Below are 18,184 nucleotides of genomic sequence, written 5' to 3' on the forward strand. Positions count from 1 at the left end.
ACTCGAATCAAGACAGCCCCCAGTTTCCACACGAGAGAGCTTGGGTAGAATTGCCTGAACTGACATTAAGCTAGTCAATTTCTGTCATTAGGCTGCCGGTTTTCGGCTCCAGGTGAACATCAGCAAAACCTTCGGATCCTGTCCAAGGTTCTAGGAGCTTTCTTGACACACCCCTTTCTTGTGTCGGGCCAGCGCCTATGGTTGACAAGCCAGGGCCAAGTGTGAATAATCGCGCCTCTTGAAATTTCAGCTCACACGAGGACGTCAACCGTGGCCAACTCACCGCAAGCAAGAAAACGCGCCCGCCAGGCGGAAAAGCGCCGTAAGCACAATGCCAGCCTGCGCTCGCTGGTGCGCACCCAGATCAAGAAAGTGGTTGCCGCCATCGGCAGCGGCGACGCCGAACAGGCGCGCCAGGCTTACAGCCAGGCGGTACCGGTTATCGACCGCATGGCCGACAAGGGCATCATCCACAAGAACAAGGCCGCGCGTCACAAGAGCCGCCTGAACGCCAAGGTGAAAGCCCTGGCCGCCTGATACGCGACGCTCACGACACAACGAAAAAGCCGGCTTGACGCCGGCTTTTTTGTGCCTGAAAAACGGCCAGCCGGACCCCGGCGGCCAACGCGGGTATCCTCGACAACGAGGTACCCGCAATCCATAGCGGCTAGCTGGCCAGGCGCTCGTCGCCCTCCGCCTCCTGCTTCTCGGCCACTTTCTGGAACTCCGCCAGCATGCTCTGTTCGTAGCTCTGGGCCTCCTGGGTATCCAGGGGGCGCTCCAGCTGGGCCCAGTTGATATCCCCATCCGTGGTCAGGTTTTCGAAATCGAGGATGCCCAGCTCCTCGAACTTGGGCCGAATGCGGTCGGTCAGCAGGCCAATCCGCTTGAGGTTGGGGATCACGCGCTGGAACAGCAGGTTGCGGAAGGTGGACATGACAAAGCCCTCGAGCACCTGCTGCCGCGCCTCCTCCACGTCCCAGCCAAAGTGCCGGAAGACATCGGTGGCCACCAGGCGCTCGCGGCTGACGACGCAGGCCTCGTAGGCAAACTGGGCGCGCTCCTCGCGCTCCTCCTGGGACAGTGTCTTGACGAACTCCTCCAGGTAGTTGACCCCGAAGGTCACGTGCCGCGCCTCGTCCCGGGTAACCAGGTAAACCACGTCCTTGAGCACCGGGTCGGGGGTGGTCTCGCGGGTGGTGTTGAAGGCGGACAGGGCCAGGCCCTCGATCACGATCTGCATGCCGATGAATTTCATGTCCCAGCGAGGATCGGTGAGGATCTTGTCGATGATTGCCTTCAGGTGGGTATTGATCGGGTACATCACCCCCAGGCGCTTCTGCAGGTACTTGTTGAACACCTCGACGTGGCGCGCCTCGTCAAAGGTCTGGGAGCCGGCGTAGAGCTTGGCGTTCAGGGTCGGGGCACAGGAACACAGCTGCGAGGCCACCAGCAGGGCACCCTGCTCCCCGTGCAGGAACTGGGACAGGCTCCAGGCATTCATGTGCAGCCAGAACTTCTTGCGCGTAGGCTCGTCCATGTCCAGGTAGGGCTGGTAGGTATGCAGGTTCATCATCTCCGGCATCCGCTCCTCCTCCGGCCAGGGGCGGTCCCAGTCGATGTCGATCTCCGGATCCCAGTTCAGCTGCTTGCCGAGGTCGTAGAGCTTCTTGATGCGGTCGTCCTGCACCTGGTAATCCCAGTTGTAGGAGCCGGTGAGCGGGGTCTGGAAGATTTCCGCGATGTGGTCCACCTGCTCGCTGGTCAGCAGGTCCTCCAGATCGGGGTTGTCGCGCGGGAAGTCGGCACCGGCGAAGTGCTGGATCTTGCGGGGGGTCTCGGTCCACTCGACTTTCATGACAGTGCTCCTTGGGCGCTGTGTATTTTCTGAACAGTCACTATGGAACATCGCCGATACCAGCAACAGGTAAAGCCTTGCCAAAATGTGGTCATTTGTGGCCAAATGCCAGGCATGCCCAGAGCCAGTACACCCGCGCAGTACCTGCTGATCCTCCTCGACCTGGTGGAGAGTCGCGGCTATCAGCGCCGGGCTCTGCTGGCGGGCACTTCCCTGGAGCACGGTCAACTGGCGGGGGTCGGCGCCCGCATCAGCGAAGAGGACTTCAGCCGGGTGGTCAGCAACGCCTTCGCCTTAACCGGCGACGAGGGTCTCGGCCTGGAGCTCGGGCTGCGCCTGAACCTGAGCGCCCACGCCGTGCTGGGCCAGGCCTTCATGACCTGCCGCGACCTGCGCCAGGTCCTGGAACTGTTCCTGCGCTACTATCACCTGCTCACCTCGCCGACACTGCACCTGGAGCTGGATATCGACGGCGGTCGATGCACCCTGACCACACTGAGCCCGCCGCGGGAAAACCCGGTGGAGTTCGCCTGCGAAGTCATGTACGCGGCAATCGCCAACACCCTGCGCGGCCTCCTCGGCCGCGAAGACCTCGACCTGCGGGTGGAACTGCCCTACCCCGCGCCGCCCCACGCCGCGCGCTACCATGACGTGTTCGGCCCGGACGTGCATTTCGACGCCGTACTGGGGCGGCTGTCCTTCGACGCCGCCCTGCTGGACAGCCCCCTGCCGCTGTCCAATCCCGCCCTGCGCAGCCTCTACGAGGCCGAGTGCGCCCGCCTGCTGGCCGACCTGGAGGACGAGGAATCCGTGTCCGAACAGACCCTGCGCCTGCTGCGCAAGCTGGAGGGCCAGTATCCACAGATGCCCCAGGTGGCGCAGATGCTCAACCTCAGCCCTCGCACCTACCGGCGCCGCCTGGCCGACGAGGGCGCCGCCTACCAGGTCCTGCTCGACCAGGTGCGGGCGGAGCACGCCACCCGCCACCTGCAGAACAGCCGCCTGCCCCTGAACACCATTGCCTGGCTGGTGGGCTTCAATGACGCCTCCAACTTCCGCCGCGCCTACCGCAAATGGACCGGGCGCAGTCCCGGCGCGGTTCGCCGTGGTCATTGAGTCAGGGTTGCCGGGATGGCGGTGAGTCGCGCACTGCAGGTACTGGCGGGTCGCCGCGCCGCCGAGCGGCTGACGGAGCGCGGCTGGGACCCCGACCTCTTCCCTCTGCTGCTGGGCGCCTCTGGGGGCCCCAAATGGCTGGTGCTCGGGCAACTGGACCGCTATCTCTTCGGTGAATTCCTCGCCCGGGGCCGACGACCGCTCTCGGCCTTCGGCTCATCCATCGGCGCCTGGCGTCACGCCTGCCTGGCCCAGGACGACCCGGTTGCCGCCCTGCAGCGCTTCGAGGACGACTATCTCGAACAGGATTACACCCGGCGCCCCAGCCCGGCGGAGGTGAGTGCCGTGAGCGCGCGCATTCTGCGGGCGCTACTGGGGGATCGCGGCGCGGAGGCAATCGTCGGGCACCCGCGGATCCGCAGCCACATCGTGACCGCCCGGGGCCGGGGACCGGCGGCCAGCCCGGCGGGCCCGCTGCTCGGCGGCGCCATGGCCGCGGCGGCCATCGGCAACAGCCTGCACCGCCGACTGCTCCACCGCGGCTTCCAGCGCGTGGTTTTCCACAGTGGCGGGAACCCCGATGAAAGCCTGCCGCTGCCGGGCTTTGCCACCCAGTTCACCCCGCTGCGCAATGAAACCGTGGCCCCCGCCCTGCACGCCAGCGGCGCGATTCCCTTTGTGCTAACGGGCGAGCGCGACATTCCGGGGGCACCCCCGGGCCAGTACTGGGACGGCGGAATCATCGACTACCATTTCGAGCCCGGGCACTACCGCGGCGACGGCCTGATCCTCTATCCGCACTTCCGCCCGGACCTGACGCCAGGCTGGTTCGACAAACTGCTCCCCTGGCGCCGCCTGCGCGCGGAGCAGCTCGACCACCTGGTGCTGCTCTGTCCTTCGGCGGAGTTCGTGGCCCGGCTGCCGGGGGGCAAGATCCCCGACCGCAGCGACTTCCAGCGCCTCTCCAACGCGGACAGGCGGCACTACTGGCGGCGCTGCATCGCCGAGAGTGAGCGCTTGGCGGAGGAGTTTGCCCGCCTGGTCGAGGGACCCGATCCGCTGGCGGGCGTCGTCCGGGTCAGCTGATCATCTCGTCGAGATAGCGTTGTACCTCGGCCTTCAAGGGCCGCTGGAAAGCCGAGGCCAGTAGCCCCAGCTTCACCGAGACATCCACCACGCCGCCGTCGAAGCTCAGCTCCCCCTCGACACCGTGTCCGTGCATCCGCACCCGGTCCCCCTGCCATTGCGCCTTGATCCCGTGCTGCTGTTCCAGGCGGCTGGCCAGGCGCTCGGCGGCGGCGCGCAGTTCATCCCTGGGCATGGTGTAGGGTTTGCTGAGGTGAAATCCTGCCATGTTGCTGGCTCCCGGCTTTGATGCGACAAGGTTACGCGGGTCGCTGGCGCATCACCAGCCAGTTGCCCAGCAGCACCAGCACAAACCCGCCCAGTCCCAGCAGTGTCCACTGGTAGCCCTCGACCAGGGTCGAGATCAGCAGGGCCACCACCGGAAACAGCAGCGAGGAGTAGGCCGCCCGGTCGGGCCCGATATTGCCGATCAGGGTGACATAGGCCCAGAAGGCCACCACCGAACCGAATACTGCCAGGTAAGCCAGGGAAATCAGGTAGTCCGCCCGCCAGTCGACGGTGATCGGCGTGCCGCTGAGCAGCGCCGCCGCATACAGGGCCAGTGCGCCGTAGAGCATGCCCCAGGCATTGCAGACCAGCACGGGCAAACCGTGGCGACTGTTGCGCGCGGCGAAGATATTGCCCAGGGAGGCACAGAAGGTGCCGGCGAAGCACAGCAGCAGGGCACGGAAGCTGGCGTCCGAGAGGTGGAAGCGCGACAGCTCGGGCAGGAAGACGCCGACCATGCCCAGCAGCCCGACCAGAGCCCCCAGGGCGACCAGGCGATTCAGGGGCAGCCCGAGAAACAGGGCGCCATTGAGCATGTTGAGCACCACCATGGTGGAGAAGACCACCGCCACCAGGCCGCTCGCCAGGTGCTCGGTCGCCGGGTAGATGAACAGGTAATTGCCACTGAACAGGCACAGGCCCTGCAGCGCCACCCAGACGTGGTTGGCCGGGGACAGCGGGCTCAGGCGCCGGCTCAGCAACAGGAAAATGAAGATCAGCGAGGCGGCCAGAAAGGAGCGATGGGCAATCGAGACCATCGGCGACACGGCGCCGAGCTGGAACTTGATGGCGATCCAGGTCGAACCCCAGATCACCACCGTGGTGAGATAGAGAAGCGCGTTGTTCATGGGCCGCCCCACAAAAACGCGCACTCTAGCGGAAAACGCGCCTCAGCGGTTGATAAACTCGTTGGCGTACCACTGCAGCTGGGCGATTTTTTCATCCAGCGGGCTGTCCGGCTCCATCTCGTAGACGTTGCGGAAGCCGATGATGACATCGGTGACGCCGATCGCTTCCAGCTTGGCGATGCCGGCGTCGGTAAAGGCATCCTGCCCGGTGGTGTAGATGCGGAAGGGCCGATCGGCAGTCCCGTACTCCTCGCGCAGCTGGTTGATGCGCTTGATAAAGCCCTCCAGCTGCTCCATGTCGGCACCGGCACACATCCAGCCATCCCCGACCCGGGCGGCGCGCTTGAGCGCAGCCTCGGCGTGCCCGCCAACCAGCAGGGGGGTGGGCTTGCTCGGAGCCGGGCACATCTTGTTGGCGGGCATCTGGATCAGCTCGCCCTCGTAGCCGAAGAACTCTCCCGTCTCCAGCCCGCGCAGCACGTCGATCTGCTCGTCAAAACGCTTGCCGCGCTTTTCCCAGGGCACATTGCAAACCGCAAAATCCTCTTCCCAGGGGCTGATACCGATGCCGAAATCGAAGCGGTTGTTCGACAGCGCCTGGATGCTCTGCACCTGCTTCGCCACCACCGCGACCTGGCGCACCGCCAGTTTGTAGACAAAAGTGGCAAAGCGGATTTTCTCGGTGACCGCCGCCATGGCGGCCACGGCAATCAGGCTCTCCATGAAGGGGACAGCCTCCAGGAATTCGCGACTGCCATCCTTGTTGTAGGGGTACTTGGAGCTGGCTTCCTTGGGGTAGCAGATGCTGTCCGGAATGGTGATGCCGTGGAAACCGGCGGCCTCGGCTGCCTGTACCAGCGGCAGGTAGTGGTCGGCTTCGCACATGCCGATCTGGTAGCTGAATCTCATGGGGGTGCTCCTGTTTATTGCTCGTCAGGGTAATGAATGTAGCCGCAGAACTCCTGCGGACGACAGTGTGTCATGCACTGTACCGCGCGCCAGGGCCGCGGGTAAGCGAGGGCTTGAATTTAGCCCGGTCCGGCCTCAAATACTGAACCTGTCGTCCGGGAGATACGTCACCCGTCCGCACCAGGATCACGCAAATCGATTACAATGACGCCATGACAACATCCCCCGACAGTGACCTCGCCCTGCGCTTTCTTTTTGAGCAGGCAGATATCCGCGGCGAACTGGTCCAGCTTGACCACAGCCTGCGGGACATTTTTGCCGTCCACGAATACCCTGCCGGCGTGCGTCGCCTGCTGGGGCAGTTCCTCGCCGCCGCCACACTCCTGAGCACCAACCTGAAGTTCCAGGGCAAACTGGTGCTGCAGGCGCGCAGCGAGGGGCAGATTGCCCTGCTCATGGCGGAGTGCGACAGTGACCTCAATATTCGCGCCATCGCCCGCGGGGCCGATCAGGCGCGGTCAAGGGAGTTCGCCGACCTGCTAGGCCGCGGGGGCCACCTGGCCATCACCATTGATCCCGACCAGGGCAAGCGTTACCAGGGTATCGTCCCGCTGGATGGCGACTGCCTGGCCCACAGTCTGGACCAGTACTTCGAGCAGTCCGAGCAGCTCAGCACACGCTTCTGGCTCGCCTGCGACGGCGAGCGCGCAGCCGGCATGCTGCTACAGCAGCTGCCCGCCCAGGAAACCCCCTCGGACGAGGAACGCGGTCAGCAGTGGGAGCACGCCTGCACCCTGGCGGAAACGCTTCGCGAGGACGAACTGCTGTCTGTCGCCCCCGCCGACCTGCTGTACCGGCTCTACCACCAGGACCCGGTGCGCCTGTTCCCCGGTCGCCCGGTGCGCTTCCACTGCAGCTGTTCGCGGGAGCGCAGTCGCAATGCCCTGTCTGCACTGGACGCCGCCGAACTGCTGGACATCCTGCGTGAACGCGGGGAAATCAGCGTCGACTGTGAATTCTGCAACCGCCAGTATCGCTTCCAGCGGGAGGACCTGGCCGAACTGCTTCCCGGTAGCGGCGAGCGCACCCTGCACTGAGCGGCGGCGGTCTCGCGACCGCAAACCGCCGGCCCAGCAAGGGCATTAGCCACCAGAGTCGACCGGAACGCCGCCACTCGCCGCATTTCGGCGAAATTTTCCGCAACACGTTTCTCTGCTACGGGTGGATCTGGCATAATACGCGCCCCCATGATAGCCACACGCCGCCAGCCCGCGCAGGCCACCGCCGGCAGCACCAACCACAGGACGCGACATGACCGTTGACACCAAGATTCCCCAGGAGTTGATTGACCTGGGTTCCGCGCAGCTGATCGAAGAATCCCTGAAGCGCAACGAGGGCATCCTCTCGGACACCGGCGCCCTGCTGGTCACCACCGGCAAGCGCACCGGCCGCTCCCCGGCGGACCGCTTTATCGTCCGCGAGCCGAGCTGCGAGGACAGCGTCGACTGGGGCAGTGTCAACCGTCCCTTTGACGCCGGCCAGTTCGACGCCCTGTGGAAGCGTGTGGAAGAGCACCTCGAGGGCCGCGACCGTTTCGTCTCCCAGCTGCATGTCGGCGCCCACAGCGATCACTACCTGCCGGTGAAGGTGGTTACCGAAACCGCGTGGCAGGCCCTGTTCGGCCGCAACATGTTCATCCGCCCCGAGCGCTACAACCTCGGCGACAAGCCCGAGTGGACCATTCTCAACGCGGCGAGCTTCGTCTGTGATCCCCAGCGGGACGGCACCAACTCCGACGGCACGGTCATCATCAACTTCGCCCAGCGCAAGGTCCTGCTGGCCGGCATGCGTTACGCCGGCGAGATGAAGAAGGCCATGTTCTCGGTGCAGAACTACCTGCTGCCCGCCCAGGGCGTGATGCCCATGCACTGTTCCGCCAACGTGGGCGAGGCCGGCGACACCACCCTGTTCTTCGGCCTGTCGGGCACTGGCAAGACCACCCTCTCCGCCGACCCCAACCGCTACCTGATCGGCGACGACGAGCACGGCTGGACCAAGGGCTCGGTGTTCAACATCGAGGGCGGCTGCTACGCCAAGACCATCAACCTGAGCCAGAAGAACGAGCCGATCATCTGGGACGCCATCCGTTTCGGTGCCATCATCGAGAACGTGGTGCTGGACGAGAAGCGGCACGCAGATTATGACGACACCAGCCTGACCGAGAACGGTCGCTGCTGCTATCCCCTGGAGCACGTGGCCAAGCGCACCGAGACCAATGCCGGCGGCGAACCCCGCTGCGTGATCTTCCTGACCTGCGACGTGTCCGGGGTACTGCCGCCGGTCTCCATCCTGTCCAAGGAAGCGGCGGCCTTCCACTTCCTGAGCGGCTACACTGCCCGGGTCGGCTCCACGGAAGTGGGCGCCGCGGACGGCATTCACCCCACTTTCTCCACCTGTTTCGGCGCCCCCTTCATGCCGCGCCCGGCCAATGAGTACGCCGAGCTGCTGATGGAGCGCATCGAGGACTACGGCAGCCAGGTCTACCTGATCAACACCGGCTGGACCGGCGGCTCCGGCGCGCCCGGCGGCAGCGGCGCACGCTTCCCGATCCCGGTCACCCGCGCCGTGGTCGCTGCGGCCCAGAGCGGCGCCCTGCTCAACGCGCCCACCGAGCACCTGGACATCCTCAACCTGGATTTCCCCACGGCGATCCCGGGTGTCGATCCCAAGTACATCAACCCGCGCAACAACTGGGAGGATGTCGCGGCCTACGACGAGCAGGCGCGCAAGCTGGCCGCGCTGTTCCAGGACAACATCGGCAAGTTCCGCGTCAGCGACGAGATCATCGCCGCCGGTCCCAAGAGCTGACCGCAGGGCTGCGCGCCCTCCCCGGGGCGACCGCGGCGAATAGCAAAAGGGGCTGCTACCCTAGTGTGCGGGTAGCAGCCCCTTTTTTTGTGCCTGCAGCCAGGCCCGCACATCCTCGCCCAGCAGATAGAGACAAGGAACCAGCAGCAGGGTCACGCCCGTGGCGAAAAGCACGCCGAAGGCCAGCGAGGTCACCATGGGGATCAGGAACTGGGCCTGCACACTGGTCTCGCTCATGATCGGCAGCAGGCCGACGAAGGTGGTCATCGAGGTCAGCAGAATGGGGCGGAAGCGCTCCTGGGCCGCGCGCACCAGGGCACGCCGGGAGCGATAGCCGGCCTCGCGCCACTGATTGACCCGGTCGATCAGGACCAGGTTGTCGTTGACCACGACACCGGCGCAGGCAATGACGCCCAGCAGCGAGAACATCGAAACCTGCCAGTCCAGGATCAGGTGCCCGAAAATGGCCCCCATGACCCCGAAGGGCACCGCCGTGAGCACCAGCAGGGGCTGCACATAGGAGCGGAAGGGAACCGCCATCAGTGCGTAGATCACCAGCATGGACAGGAGCATGTACTTGAGCATCGCATCCATGAAGGCCGACTCCTCCTCCAACTCGCCATCCAGCGCCAGACGCAGGCCCGGATAACGCTGTTGCCAGGCCGGCAGCTGCTCGCGCAGGATCGCATCCACCACGGCCCGGGGCGCGGCACCGCCGGGCGCCACCTCGGCGCTGATCTCGGTGGTGCGCCGACGGTCGAGACGCTCGATCGCCAGATAGCCGGGTTCCCAGTTGATCTCGGCCACACTCTCGAAGGGCACCTCGACGCCGCCGGGGGTGCGCACGCGCATGTCCCGGAGGTTATCCACGGACACCCGTTCCTCCTCCGGGTAGCGCACCATGACCCGGACATCCTCGCGGGTGCGTGGAATGCGCTGGGCCTCGGCCCCGTAGAAGGCCTGGCGCACCTGCCGGGCCAGATCGGCCAGCGTGATACCGTAGTGCTCGGCAGCGGGCTTCAGGGCCAGGACGATCTCGTCCCGGGGTGCCTGCAGGGTGTCGAACACGTTATAGACCCCGGGATAGCGCAGCAGCACCTCCCGCAGTTCCGCCGCGACAGCCCGCAGGTCCTCCAGGGAAGGTGACGAGGCGACCAGGCGAATCGGCTTGCCCACCTCGTTGATGGTGTAGTCCAGCCGGAAGTCCTGCACGCTACCCACATCGCCAATCAGGGTCCGCCAGCGGGCGGCCAGCTCACCGGTATCGATGTCGTCGGAGACTGCCTCGACCGTCACCTTCACCTCGTGCTCCCGGGCGTGGCTGTCGATATTGCCCAGCGCGGGGCCGCCGGCGAACGCCGGGCGGCTATTGTATTCGCGCTTGAGCTGGATGGCGGCCGCCTCCACCTGGCGCAGCACCGCCAGGGTATCGGCAAAGGCACCCCCTTCGGGCAGGTCGATTTCCGCCTCGACGTAGTCGGAGTTCACCGCCGGGAAAAAACCTGTCCGCAGCCAACCCCCGGCGTAGAGGGCGAGGCTAGCCAGCAGGACCACGAAGAACAGCACCGACACCAGCAGGTGATGGCGCAGGCAGCGAACCAGGAAGCGCCGGTAGCGCGTGCGGGCGAGATGCACCATGCCCTGGGCGCAGCGCTCGCGCAGCCCCTGTAACCAGCGCAGGGGAGCCAGGCGGGACGGGCGCTGCGGCGGCATGTGGGCGAGATGGGGCGGCAGAATCAGCAGGCACTCCACCAGGGACAGGGCCAGGGCAATGATCACCACCGTGGGAATGGCGTAGGCGGCCTGGGCCATGTCGCCCGGCATGAAATACATCGGCACGAAAAAGATCATGGTGCTGATTACAGCGTACATCACCGGCTTGATCACCGCCCGGGTACCCGCCAGGGCCCCGGCGCTGCCGGGCAGGCCGCCGCTCTGGAAGGAGTGCACCGACTCGCCGACGATAATGGCGTCGTCCACCACGATGCCCAGGATCAGGAGGAAGGCGAAAAGGGAAATCATGTTCAGGCTAACGCCGGTGTACTGCAGGACAAACAGCGTGCCCACAAAGGCCACCCCGATGCCCACCGAAACCCACATCGCCAGGCGCGGCCGCAGAAACAGCACCAGGACCAGGAAGACCAGGACCAGCCCGCCGATACCGTTCTTCAGCAGCGTGTCCACCCGCGCCTTGAAAGGCACCGAGGAGTCCCGCCAGATTTCCAGCTCGACCCCCGGCGGCAGCCCCGGACGCACCCGCTCCACCCAGCGTTTTACGGTATCGCTGGTCGCCAGGGTATCGGGATTGGCGGTGACGAAGACATGCAGCGTGTGCGAGGGCTGGTCATTGAAGCGAGTGCGCACATCGACGTCCTCAAAACCGTCGACAATGCTGGCAATCTCCCCCAGCAGCAACTGCGTGCCATCGGAGCGGGTGATCACGGGAATCTCCGCAAAGTCCGTCCGCTGGTAGGCCTGCCCGCGGGTCTGCAGGCGGATATCCCCCTCACTGGACTGGATCGCACCGGCCGGCAGGTTCAGGGAGGAAGCGCGGATGGCAGCCACCACCTGCTCGAAGGTGAGCCCGAAACGGCGCAGGGTGTTCTCCGCCACCTCCACAGAGACTTCGTAGGGGCGCGGGCTGGCAATCTCCACCACCGAGACATTCGCCTCGGCAGCAAGATCGTCCCGCAGGCGCTCCGCCAGCTGCTTCAGCGCCGCCTCGCCGATGTCGCCGGCCAGGGAGATCGCCGCCATATGGTGGCGAAAGGCCAGCTCGGTCACTACCGGGCGCTCGGCCTCCACCGGGAAGGTATTGATCGCATCCACCCGGGTTTTCACTTCCGCGGTCAGACGCTGCATCGGGTAGCCGGGCTCCGCCTCCACCAGCACGCTACCCAGCCCCTCCCGGGCCGTGGCGCGAATTTCCTTCACCCCGTTGAGGTCGTGTATGGCCTCCTCGATGCGGATGCAGATCTGCTCCTCGACCTCCCGGGGGCCGGCACCGGGATAGGCCAGCGTCACGCTGACCTGGTTGATCTCGAATTCCGGAAAGAACTGCTTGTCGAGGGCGGAAATACCCAGCAGACCGGCAACCAGCAGGAAAATCATCAGCAGGTTGGCGGCAATCGGGTTATCGATGAACCAGCGGACCGGGCCACCCATCACCCGGAGACTCCGTCCACGTCAGCAGGGACTTCCCGGGGAGTGACGGCCATGCCGGCCACGGCGACTGCAGGCTCGCGCAGCAGCACGCGCTCACCGGGGCGCAGGCCGCGCACGGTGGCGCCGCTGCGGCCACTGTGCAGCACACTGACGGCCCGTGGCTGCAGGCGGTCCTTGGCATCCACCACCCAGACGCTGTCATCGTTGCGCAGGGCGCTGCGCGGCAACGTCACGACATCGGCCAGGGGGCGCCCGGGAATCGCCGCCTCGACGAATACACCGGGCAGCAGCGGGAAAGGCGCGGCCAGGGGCTCGGGTACCTCGACGATGGCGTACAGCACCCGGCTCTGGGGGTCGACACTGGCCGCCGTCCTGACCAGCCTGCCCCGCCAGGTCCGGCGCTCCCCGGCGAGGGTCGCGGACAGCATCACCTCGGGGCCCGCCTCCTCATATCCCCCCAGGGGCAGGTCGACCAGGGCCAGCTGCCGATTGGTCAGCGGCAGCTGTACTTCCACCGCGGCGCTGGCGTAAACCCGCGCCACCGGCGTGCCGGGGGTGATGTATTGGCCGATATTGACCCCGCGGCTAAGAATACGCCCGGCAAATGGCGCCGAGATACGCGTGCGCGACAGGTCCAGCCGGGCGCGGCGAAGCTCGGCGGAAGCAGCCTCCACCGCGGCTTGCGCCGCGGCCACCTGCGGCTCGCGCAGGAACAGTGCATTCGCCTCCAGGTTGCCCAGGTCTCGCCACTCGCGACGCGCCTGTCGCGCGCGCCCCTTTTCCTCCGCCAGCAGCCGCTTCGCCTCGGCGAGACGCGACTCGGCCGCCGTCACGGCAATTTCGTAGTCCACCGACTCCAGCGTGACCAGCGCTTCCCCGGCTGCAAAAGCGGCGCCATCGGCAAAACTGTCAGCCACAGTGTCCACCGTGCCAGCCACCCGGCTGACCAGGTCGATTTCCCGCTGCGCCTGCGCGCTGCCCTGGGAATAGACAGTCAGCCGTCGGCTGCCGGGCTCGGCGACAAGGACATCGACCTGCGGTGGCGGGGGCGCTGCGGGGATCTCGGGCGCCGGCGCGGGCCTGCCAACCAGCAGTAGCCAGGCCACCGCCAGCCCTGCGAGCAGTGCCACAGCTGCGGCCAGCACCGGGCGTCGTGTCAGGATGGAAGCTGATGTCACGCGGCGCACCTCTGCAACCGGCTGCTAGAGCCCCCCATGATAGCGCCGCTCAAGCCCTGCCGCTGTGACGGAATGCCGCCCGATCGATGCTCGGTCTGTGCCGCCTGCAGGCTCAATAATGCAGACTCCGACGCCACATCATCGGCCGCCGATGTGCCCGCGCTGGGGGGCGCCGTGCACGCCATGGTATACCGGTAGCCCACAACAACAATCAGGAGAGAGGACAGCCCCATGAGCGACCTGGATTTCAGTGGCAAGTGCATACTCGTGACCGGCGGTGGCGCCGGCATTGGCCGCGCCATCGCCGAGGCCTTTGGCCAGCGCGGCGCGGCGGTCGCGATCGCCGAGATTGACCCCGAGCGCCTGCGCGACACCGAACAGGCGCTTACTGCCCGCGGTATCGAGACCCTTGCCGTGCAGGCGGATGTCACCCGTCGCGCGGATGTGGACCGCACCCTGGCCGCGGTGGATGAGCGCTTTGGCGGTCTGGACATCCTGGTCAACAATGTGGGGGATTTCCTGGGCATCGTGAAACCCTTCGAAGACCTCAGTGACGATGAGATTGAACAGGTTTACGCAGTCAACCTGAAATCGGTCTTCCTGGTCAGCCACGCCGCCATCCCGCTGCTGCGCAAGCGCGGCCGCGGGGGCAGCATCATCAGCATTTCCTCCATCGAGGCCTTCCGCGGCATCCCCAACGTCACCACCTACTGCGCCTGCAAGCATGCCATTACCGGCTTCACCCGCAGCCTGGCACTGGAGCTGGGCCCCGCCGGCATTCGCGTGAATGCCATTGCGCCGGAGACCACGGAAACCGCCCAGGTGCGCCCCTCGGAGCTGATCGCCGAGGAACACCAGGCGCATACGCGCCGCTGGATCCCACTGGAGCGCTTCGGGCGCCCCGAGGACGCCGCAGGTTGCGCTCTCTTCCTGGCCTCGGAGCTGTCGGCCTGGGTCACGGGTGCCACCATCAACCTGGACGGCGGCGCCCTGGCGGCGGCGGGCTGGTACCGCGACCCCAATGACCTGTGGACCAATGTGCCGGTGGTGACCGGCAACGGCTTCAATTTCTGAAGCTGCCCCGGGTCGCGCGCGACTGGCTCGGGGCCGCCGCCGGCTCAGGCTGGCGGCGGCTTGCGCAGCAGCAGAGCATCGGCGGCGACAAACTCCGCCACCGTGCCCTGCCGTGCCGCCCACCACTGCCAGGTCTGGCGACTGAAAAAGCACACATGGGTCGGGTCATTCTTGTAATGCCAGCCGGCGAAGGCCTCGCGGTCGCGCACCAGCTTGGTCATGACGCCCAGCCACCCCCCCGGGCGCAGGTGTGCCCACAGCCGATCGAGTTCCGCACCCGGTGCATGCAGGTGTTCCACCACCTCGGTGGCCGTGATGAAGTCGTAGCACTCGCGCCACACCGCAATATCAGCATGATAGAACAGGTCGTAGAGCGCCACCCGGTGTCCCGCCTCCTCCAGCATGGCCGCCAGCGCCGGGCCGGGACCACAGCCAAAATCCAGGCCTGCGCTGGCCGCTGGCAGGCGTTGCAGCAGGGGCGCCGCCAGGCGCGACAGGAATCTGCGATAACCCGGGTCGTCCACCGCGTTCCGGTGCAGGTCGTACTCCGCCTTCTCACCCTCTGCATCCAGGAGCCAGGCCGGCGGCACAAAGACCAGCTGGCAGGTCCCACACTGCCGGTAGGGGCGGCGCCGGTCCCGGTGAAAGTCCCCGGCGCTGGCCCCGCCACCGCAGAGAGGGCAATGCAGGGCTTCATTCATCTGCTATCATCCGCTGACAGTTCCCAAGACAGCAAGGAGCACGACATGAGCATCAAGGTTGGCGACAATATCCCCGCTTGCACCCTCAAGACCATGGGCACGGAAGGCCCCGTGGACATCACCACCGACGAGATTTTCAAAGGCAAGAAAGTGGTGCTGTTCGCCGTTCCCGGCGCCTTCACCCCGGGCTGCACCATTACCCACCTGCCCGGCTATGTGGTCAACGCCGACAAGATCAAGGCCAAGGGTGTGGACACCATCGCCTGCATGGCAGTGAACGACGCCTTCGTCATGGACGCCTGGGGCAAATCCCAGAACGCCGAGGAACTGCTGATGCTGGGCGACGGCAACGCCGAATTCACCAAGAAGCTGGGCCTGGAAATGGACGCCAGCGGTTTCGGCCTGGGCACCCGCAGCCAGCGCTTCGCCATGCTGGTGGAAGACGGCGTGGTCAAGCAGCTGAACGTGGAAGACGGCCCCGGTGTCAACGTGAGCTCCGCCGAAACCATGCTCGAGGCCCTGTAACTCCGGCCGCAAGGCAGGGCCCATGGCGACCCTGCCTCCCCTGCCCGCCGTCGCGCGACCCCCTTTCAACACGCCCCTTCCCCCGCCTCGTGCCTTACAACATCAGCCAGCACAGACTGGCAATGACCAGGGCACCCAGCAGATTGATCAGTAGCCCCTCTCGGGCCATCTGCGCCGTGGTCACCATGCCGCTGCTGTAGACCACCGTATTTGGCGCCGTGGCTACCGGCAGCATGAAGGCACAGCTGGCACTCATGGCCGCCGGCACCATCAGCAGCTCTGGCGGCAGATCCGCCGCCAGGGCCGCCGCCGCCAGCACCGGCATCAGCAGTGTCGCGCTGGCGGTATTCGAGGTGGTCTCGGTCATGAAGGTTACCAGCAGGCAAATGCTCAGCAGCAGCCAGAAGGTGGGGATATCGGTGACACCGGCGAGGCTGTTGCCGAGGATCGTGCTGAGCCCGGAAGACTCAAAGCCACGGGCCAGACAGATGCCCCCGGCGAACAGCAGCAGCACGCCCCAGGGAATACTGCTGGCCCGCTCCCAGTCCAGCAGGCGACCACCCCTGCCGTTGGGAATGACAAACATCAGCACCACCGCCAGCAGGGCCACCGAGGCATCGTTGGCCTGGGGCAGGCCCAGCCAGGCCTGCCAGCCACCGAAGGGCTCGCCGCGGGTGATCCAGGCCAGGGCCGTCAACGCGAAGACGACCAGTACCCGGCGCTCCTCGGTGCGCCACCGCCCCACCTCGGGCAGGTCCACATCGATGCGCCCCGGCAGGGAGCGGGTCAGTAGAACGGCCATCAGGGGAATCAGGACCAACACCACTGGCAGCCCCCAACTCATCCACTGGCTGAAGGTCACCGCCTCTCCGGTTGTCTGCTGGTAGATCTGCATGAAGATCAGGTTGGGGGGCGTGCCAATCGGTGTGCCCAGGCCACCGACACTGGCCGCGTAGGCCATCCCCAGCAGCAGCGGCACTGACAGCGCGCGCCGTTCCCGGGTGGCCTCGAGCACCGCCAGCGCCACCGGCAGCAGCATCAGGGTCGTCGCGGTATTGGAAATCCACATGCTCAGGGTGGCCGCCGCGACCATAAAGCCCAGCACCAGACGCCGCCCGCTGTGGGCGCCGATCACCCGCACCAGACCCAGGGCAATGCGGCGGTGGGCGCCCGAGTGTTCCATCGCCTTGGAGAGCAGGAAGCCCCCCAGCAGGAGCAGGATCAACGGCGAGCCATAGGCCTGACCGACCTCCGCGGGTGTCAGCACCCCGAGCAGGGGCAGCAGGGCAATCGGCAGCAGCGAGGTAACCGGGATCGGCACCGGTTCGAAAACCCACCACAACACGCACCACACGGCCACCATGGCGACAATGGCAATCTGGCTGTCGTGACCCGCCCACAGCAAGGTCCCGGCAAGCGCCAGGGCCGCCGGGGGAGTACCGTAAAGCAGTGCGATTCGCCAGGGCGTCACCGGGGCGCCGCCGCCGGGTCCGGGAGGTGTACCAGGCGGTCGCCCACATAGGAGCCCAGGTACAGCCGCCCACCGCGCTCGAGGGCCACCGTCGCCGCCCCCATGGGCGCTCCTTCGTGGGCCAGCAGGACCTTTGACTGCCAATGCTCCGGATCCACCTCGATCACCGAGAACGGCAGCGCACTGGGCTGGTCGTGGGGCTGCTCCAGGCTGCGGAACAACTGCCACAGGGAGGCGTGATGGGACGCCACCAGCAGGGTGCCACGGGGCGACCAGCTGCTGTTATCGGGCTTCTCCACCGGCAGGCTACGGAGCAACTGGCCATCCGGCAGGGCGTGTTCGCGCAGGGTGTCGCCGAAATACACATTGAGATAAAAGCTGCGCTCATCCGGCGCCAGCAGAATGCCGTTGGGGTGCTCCCCGGCGGTCGCCGGCAGCGGCCGGAAGCCATCGTCCCGGGTCCAGTGGTAGACGAAACCGGTATCAATGCCGACTACTGACTTCACCACGGTCCAGAAGGGGCTGCGTCGGTCGGCCATGTGGGTCACCAGCAGGCTGCCATCGGCCAGCCCGGCGACATCATTGAGATTGCCCTCCGGGGGGGCCACGGCACAGCCGCGCCACAGCGCCACCGGGCGGTCGCCTTCCGCCCGCTGCAATTCGAGGAACTCCACCGACTCCCGCTGGTGGTGATTCACCACCAGCAACTGCCAGCGGCCATCGGCACGCTGGCGCAGGTCCAGGCCGTGGGCGTGAATGGCCTCGGGAGGGGTGCGGCAGTCTCCCGTCCCCCACCATTCGCCATCCGCCGCGACGCTGGCGACATCCCACACGGCGTGCACGCTGTGGTCGCGGCGATCCAGCAAAAAGAGACCACCGGGCGCGGCCATCTGGCCGAAAATGAGGTCGCGCCCGTTGGGGGCGGCAACCATGTCTTCGGGGGCGGCCAGGCCGCAAACCACCTGCATGCCCGCAGCGGGCTCGCAGGGAATACTGTCGGCGTATGCGGTCAGTGGAGAGAAAATCAGGCTCAGCCAGAGCAGGCGCATTATTGTCAT

At 66.2% G+C, this 18,184-nt stretch carries 16 protein-coding genes; 7 read left to right on the forward strand and 9 right to left on the reverse strand.

Annotation, left to right across the window (positions count from 1 at the left end; all coding sequences use genetic code 11):
- The first annotated feature begins 270 nt into the window (after positions 1–270).
- The gene (gene rpsT / locus ACYVGS_RS11240; RefSeq protein ID WP_460588769.1) at positions 271–537 is read left to right on the forward strand and encodes a 30S ribosomal protein S20; all 267 of its coding nucleotides are present in this window, start codon (positions 271–273) and stop codon (positions 535–537) included.
- Positions 538–667: 130 nt separating this feature from the next.
- Here the strand turns inward: rpsT and ACYVGS_RS11245 are convergent, their stop codons facing one another.
- Positions 668–1,858, reverse strand: a complete 1,191-nt coding sequence (locus tag ACYVGS_RS11245) for a ferritin-like domain-containing protein (RefSeq protein WP_460588770.1) — start codon at positions 1,856–1,858, stop codon at positions 668–670.
- Positions 1,859–1,972: 114 nt separating this feature from the next.
- On the opposite strand from ACYVGS_RS11245, the gene ACYVGS_RS11250 reads away from it, so the two are divergent.
- A complete protein-coding gene (locus ACYVGS_RS11250) occupies positions 1,973–2,974 on the forward strand; it encodes an AraC family transcriptional regulator (RefSeq protein WP_460588771.1) in 1,002 nt (333 codons plus the stop codon).
- A 15-nt stretch (positions 2,975–2,989) separates the two neighbouring features.
- Complete coding sequence (locus ACYVGS_RS11255; protein WP_460588772.1) at positions 2,990–4,060, forward strand: patatin-like phospholipase family protein; 1,071 nt, start codon at positions 2,990–2,992, stop codon at positions 4,058–4,060.
- Here ACYVGS_RS11255 and ACYVGS_RS11260 read toward each other — a convergent pair.
- The 3 genes from ACYVGS_RS11260 to ACYVGS_RS11270 are packed head-to-tail and all read right to left on the reverse strand — an operon-like array spanning position 4,053 to position 6,144.
- Complete coding sequence (locus ACYVGS_RS11260; protein WP_460588773.1) at positions 4,053–4,328, reverse strand: polyhydroxyalkanoic acid system family protein; 276 nt, start codon at positions 4,326–4,328, stop codon at positions 4,053–4,055. The genes ACYVGS_RS11255 and ACYVGS_RS11260 overlap by 8 nt on opposite strands.
- A 31-nt stretch (positions 4,329–4,359) precedes the next feature.
- Entirely contained in the window at positions 4,360–5,235 is an 876-nt protein-coding gene (locus ACYVGS_RS11265) for a DMT family transporter (protein ID WP_460588774.1), read from the reverse strand.
- Positions 5,236–5,277: 42 nt separating this feature from the next.
- Positions 5,278–6,144 carry an LLM class oxidoreductase gene (locus ACYVGS_RS11270; protein ID WP_460588775.1) on the reverse strand — a complete coding sequence of 289 codons (867 nt, stop codon included), beginning with the start codon at positions 6,142–6,144 and terminating at the stop codon, positions 5,278–5,280.
- A gap of 212 nt (positions 6,145–6,356) precedes the next feature.
- Here ACYVGS_RS11270 and hslO point away from each other — a divergent pair, with 212 nt between their 5' ends.
- Entirely contained in the window at positions 6,357–7,241 is an 885-nt protein-coding gene (hslO, locus tag ACYVGS_RS11275; RefSeq protein WP_460588776.1) for an Hsp33 family molecular chaperone HslO, read from the forward strand.
- Between the two features lie 214 nt (positions 7,242–7,455).
- On the forward strand, positions 7,456–9,012 hold the full coding sequence (locus ACYVGS_RS11280; protein ID WP_460588777.1) for a phosphoenolpyruvate carboxykinase (ATP): 1,557 nt from the start codon (positions 7,456–7,458) through the stop codon (positions 9,010–9,012).
- Positions 9,013–9,072: 60 nt separating this feature from the next.
- Here the strand turns inward: ACYVGS_RS11280 and ACYVGS_RS11285 are convergent, their stop codons facing one another.
- Together ACYVGS_RS11285 and ACYVGS_RS11290 are read right to left on the reverse strand one after the other, a co-directional pair.
- Positions 9,073–12,177: an efflux RND transporter permease subunit gene (locus ACYVGS_RS11285; RefSeq protein ID WP_460588778.1), complete on the reverse strand. Its 3,105-nt coding sequence runs from the start codon at positions 12,175–12,177 to the stop codon at positions 9,073–9,075.
- Complete coding sequence (locus ACYVGS_RS11290; protein WP_460588779.1) at positions 12,177–13,355, reverse strand: efflux RND transporter periplasmic adaptor subunit; 1,179 nt, start codon at positions 13,353–13,355, stop codon at positions 12,177–12,179. The genes ACYVGS_RS11285 and ACYVGS_RS11290 overlap by 1 nt, the downstream gene beginning before the upstream one ends.
- Before the next feature lie 231 nt (positions 13,356–13,586).
- On the opposite strand from ACYVGS_RS11290, the gene ACYVGS_RS11295 reads away from it, so the two are divergent.
- Positions 13,587–14,429: an SDR family NAD(P)-dependent oxidoreductase gene (locus ACYVGS_RS11295; protein ID WP_460588780.1), complete on the forward strand. Its 843-nt coding sequence runs from the start codon at positions 13,587–13,589 to the stop codon at positions 14,427–14,429.
- 44 nt (positions 14,430–14,473) lie between these two features.
- Here ACYVGS_RS11295 and ACYVGS_RS11300 read toward each other — a convergent pair whose 3' ends face one another.
- Positions 14,474–15,130 (reverse strand): class I SAM-dependent methyltransferase, encoded by a 657-nt coding sequence (locus tag ACYVGS_RS11300; protein WP_460588781.1) that lies wholly within the window; start codon positions 15,128–15,130, stop codon positions 14,474–14,476.
- Positions 15,131–15,175: 45 nt separating this feature from the next.
- Here ACYVGS_RS11300 and ACYVGS_RS11305 point away from each other — a divergent pair, with 45 nt between their 5' ends.
- Positions 15,176–15,655: a peroxiredoxin gene (locus ACYVGS_RS11305; RefSeq protein WP_460588782.1), complete on the forward strand. Its 480-nt coding sequence runs from the start codon at positions 15,176–15,178 to the stop codon at positions 15,653–15,655.
- Positions 15,656–15,749: 94 nt separating this feature from the next.
- On the opposite strand, the gene ACYVGS_RS11310 is transcribed toward ACYVGS_RS11305, so the two are convergent.
- Positions 15,750–17,126, reverse strand: coding sequence for an SLC13 family permease (locus ACYVGS_RS11310; protein WP_460588783.1), 1,377 nt, complete (start codon positions 17,124–17,126; stop codon positions 15,750–15,752).
- Entirely contained in the window at positions 17,123–18,184 is a 1,062-nt protein-coding gene (locus ACYVGS_RS11315; protein WP_460588784.1) for an SMP-30/gluconolactonase/LRE family protein, read from the reverse strand. Before ACYVGS_RS11315 ends, ACYVGS_RS11310 begins: the two co-directional genes overlap by 4 nt.

It is taken from the genome of Haliea atlantica, assembly GCF_054779855.1.